Source organism: uncultured Brachyspira sp., assembly GCF_944390845.1.
Taxonomy (GTDB): domain Bacteria; phylum Spirochaetota; class Brachyspiria; order Brachyspirales; family Brachyspiraceae; genus Brachyspira; species Brachyspira pulli.
The window spans coordinates 1-4,245 of sequence record NZ_CALXRM010000124.1; the positions used below are offsets into that span (position 1 = coordinate 1).

A 4,245-nucleotide genomic window follows, 5' to 3' on the forward strand; every position below is an offset into this window, starting at 1 on the left:
TTTCTAGTAATTTAAATTATAAGGAATACCTTCTTTTTTTAAACTAAAAGTGTGCAATATCTATGGCTCTTAAACATTTTAATTATTATTGCTTGAAAAATTATAAAAATATTCTAGTATAATGATATAAAAATATTTAAGGTATATATGAAAGAGATTTATAAATTATTTGAATTAGCAAATAAGGCTTTTCAAGAAAAAAAATATGAAGATACTATTGAAACTTCAGAAAAGATAATTGATATTTATAATAAAGATTTTGTACTTTATTCTAATGAAAGATATATCATTTATAATATTGAAAATGAAGAAGATATAAATAAAATAAATAATATCATAGCAAATACATATTATAATATAGGTGTTTCTAAACAAAAATTAAAAATATATGAAGAATCCATAAAATATTTTGATAAAACTATAAATATTAATAATAATTATTTTAAAGCATATTACAGCAGATGTGTTTCTAAATATAATATAAAATGCTATAGAAATGCCATAAGAGATTTTAATAAAACATTAGAATTGAATAATGATTTTAAAGAAGCTTATTACTATAGAGGACTTGCTCATTTTAAATTAAATAAATATAAAAAATCTATAAATGATTTTAATTATGCTTTGGAAAACACAGATAAAAATATAAAAGATATAAAAAATGATATGTATTATCATAGGGCTTTATGTTATTATAATTTAGATATGTTTGAAGATGCAATTAATGATTGTACTAAAATAATAAAACAAAATGATCATTATAAAGAAGTTTATTATTATAGGGCAGAAAGTTATTTTTCTTTAGGAGAATATCAAAAGGCTTTAGATGATTATGATAAATCAATATGTACTTCATCTTATGATTATGAACATTACAAAAAGACCATATATAATAGAGCTGTTTGCAAGCAGAAATTATACATGTATGAAGAAGCCATAAATGATTTTAATGTATTTATTTCTTCATATCCTCATAGTTCATTTGCCTATTATGATAGGGCTTTTTGTAATTTGGGATTAAATAATTATGATAAGGCTATAGATGATATTAGTATATTGACAAAAAAATCTGCAGAGAATGAATTAATTTTTAATGATTTCAATTTATGTGAAAAATGGATAAAAGATATTGATAAAATAATTGAAGAAGAAACAGATTTAATTAAAAAGTCTGCTCTTTATTATTTTAAGGGAATATTAAATAGTATTTTAAAAAATTATGATGAGGCAATAAAAAACTATACTAATGCTTTATTAAATGAATCTGATTTACATATATATTATTATAGAGCTTTATCTTATTTTAAATTGAATTTATATCAAAATGCTATAGATGATTATACAAAAATAATAGAATTAGATGATAATTATAAAGAAGTTTATTATTATAGGGCAGCAAATTATTTTTATTTAGGAGAGTATCAAAAGGCTTTAGATGATTATGAAAATTCTTTGATGACTCTTTCTGAATCTTATTCGCATTATGAAAAAATTATTTATTATAGGGCTGTATGTAAGCAGAGATTATCATTGTATAATGAATCTATAAATGAGTTTAATTATTTTATTTCATTAGATAATAATAACAACACTTTTGTTTATTTTGATATTGCTTTATGTTATTTAGAATTAGAAAATTATGAAGAAGCTGTTAATAGTATTAAGTTATTTGAAAAAAATATTATAGGGTTAGAAAAATATCAATTTCAATTATCATACATTGATTATATTGATGAAAAATTATTAGAATCAAATTTAAGTGAAAAAAAGAAATGTATTCTTTATTATTTTAAAGGTATTCTTAATTATATTTCTGAAAATTTTGAAGAATCAATAAAAAATTTTGAATCATCTATTGAAGTAAATGATCAATATTTTGTTTCATTTCATAATATTAGCATTTGTTATATGAGATTAAAAAATTATGATAAGGCATTAGAGTATTTTAATAAATCATACCAAACAGCTTTAAAAAATAATGATGAATATAAAATAAATTTAATTATAGATAACATCAAAAAATTAGCTCTTGAAAATATAGAGCCAGCAACAGAGTTTTTAAAAAATAATGATATTGATTATTGATTTCAAATATACATCAAATACTAAAAATGATAGTTCTTGAAAAATTATAAAAATATTCTAATATACAGTTTATAGATTTATATTCAGGATAAATAAATGATAAAAGAAGAAATACAGCAATTATTTGAATTAGGAAAGAATGCCTTTAAAGAAAAAAGATATGAAGAAGCTATTTTCAATTTAGAAAAGATAATTGATATTTATAATAAAGATTTAGTTTTTTATTCTGATGATGAATTTATTATTTACAGTGATGAAACAAATGCTGAAGATACAGAGCAAATTCATAATCTTTTAGTGAGTACTTATTGTAATATAGGTGCATCTAAAGGCAATTTGAAAATGTATGAAGAATCCATAAAATATTTTGATAAAACTTTGGAACTTGATGATAAATATTGTGATGCATACTATGGCAGAGGTGTTTCTAAATATAGATTAGAATTATTTGAAGAAGCAATAAAAGATTTTAGCAAAGTTTTAGAATTAAATCCTAATTTTAAAAATGCTTATTATATTAGGGCTTTATCCTATGCAAAAATAAATAAACATAAAGAAGCTATTGATAATTTTAACACATTATTAATAGAATATGATGAAATTGATTATATGTATTATTATTATAGAGGTTTATCTAAATTTCATTTGACTTTATTTGATGAAGCTATAAAAGATTTTAGTATTGCGGCAGATAATTTGCCTAATGAAAGTTATATATATTATGATAGAGCTTTAACTTATTCTAGTTTAAATATGGTTGAGAATGCTATTAATGATTATAGTAAAGTTATAGAGTTAAATAAATATGATATTGATGCTTATTATAACAGAGCTTTATCATATTGCAAAATAGAAGAGTATGATAAGGCAATAAAAGATTATGATAAAGTATTGGAATTAAATCCTGATGATAAAGAAGCTGTTTATAATAGAGCTTTATGCAAACAGAATTTAGATTTATTTGAAGAAGCAATCAAAGACTTTAATAATATTATTGATTCAGATAATATATTTGTTTATTATGGTTTAGGTATTTGTTATTTTGAATTAGAAAGATATGAAGAATCTATTAATAATTTTAATATATTTTTAGAACTTAATCCTGATTATACTGATGCATATTTTTATAGAGGAAATGCCAAATCTGGTTTAGAACATTATGAAGAAGCTATTGAAGATTATAATAAGACTTTGGAATTAGATGATCGCTATATAGATGCTTATTATGAAAGAGCTTTATCAAAAATAAATTTGAATTTGTATGATGAGGCAATGAATGACTTTGATGAAGCTTTATTTAATATAGAGTATGATTCTGATAGAGCCTATTTATATTATTTAAAAGCTGCTTTAAATGAAATATCAGAAAATTATACAGAAGCCATAGAGAATTATAGTAATGCTATAGAACTTGGAAATGAATGTTATTATAAGAGAGCCATTGCCAAATATAATGCCGGATTAATACAAGATGCTATTAACGATTATAATAAAGCTATAGATTTAGAACCTGATAATTATGAAATATATTATGATAAAGGGATTGCTGAACTCGATTTATCTTTGTATGAAGAGGCCATTAAGGATTTTGATAAAGCAATAGAATTAAATTCGAGTTTTGATGAAGCATATTATAATAGAGGTATTGCTAATGAGGCATTGAAAAATTATGATGAAGCTTTTAAAGATTATAAAATGACTATCAAATTAAATAATAAACATGATTATGCTTTTAATAATTTGGGAAGTTGTTATGTAAGATTAAAAGAATATGATAAGGCATTAGAAAATTTTTATAAAGCATTAGAAATAAATTCTAAACTTTCTCTTCCTTATAATAATATAGGAGAAGTAAAATCAAGATTGGCTTTAAAAGAAAAAAACAATATAGAATTTTATAATAAATTAAATAGTGAAGCATTGGAGTATTTTAATAAATCATACAAAATGGCTTTAAAAAATAATGATGAATATGAGATAAATGCAATTATCGATAACATGAAAGAATTGTCATATGAAAATATAGAGCCAGCAATAGAGTTTTTAAAAAATAATAATATTGATTATTAAACTAATATACAAATTAGTATATACTGAAAATTTTTAAGTTTGTCAATTTTTTTAATATATTGTATAATAATAATATGGATTTTAATTTAA

At 21.0% G+C, this 4,245-nt stretch carries 2 protein-coding genes; both read left to right on the top strand.

The annotated features are described in order from the left end of the window. The first annotated feature begins 147 nt into the window (after window positions 1-147). Window positions 148-2,085 carry a tetratricopeptide repeat protein gene (locus Q0K52_RS14590; RefSeq protein ID WP_297300611.1) on the top strand — a complete coding sequence of 646 codons (1,938 nt, stop codon included), beginning with the start codon at window positions 148-150 and terminating at the stop codon, window positions 2,083-2,085. Between the two features lie 96 nt (window positions 2,086-2,181). Continuing rightward, window positions 2,182-4,155 carry a tetratricopeptide repeat protein gene (locus tag Q0K52_RS14595; protein WP_297300612.1) on the top strand — a complete coding sequence of 658 codons (1,974 nt, stop codon included), beginning with the start codon at window positions 2,182-2,184 and terminating at the stop codon, window positions 4,153-4,155. Window positions 4,156-4,245: the final 90 nt, after the last annotated feature.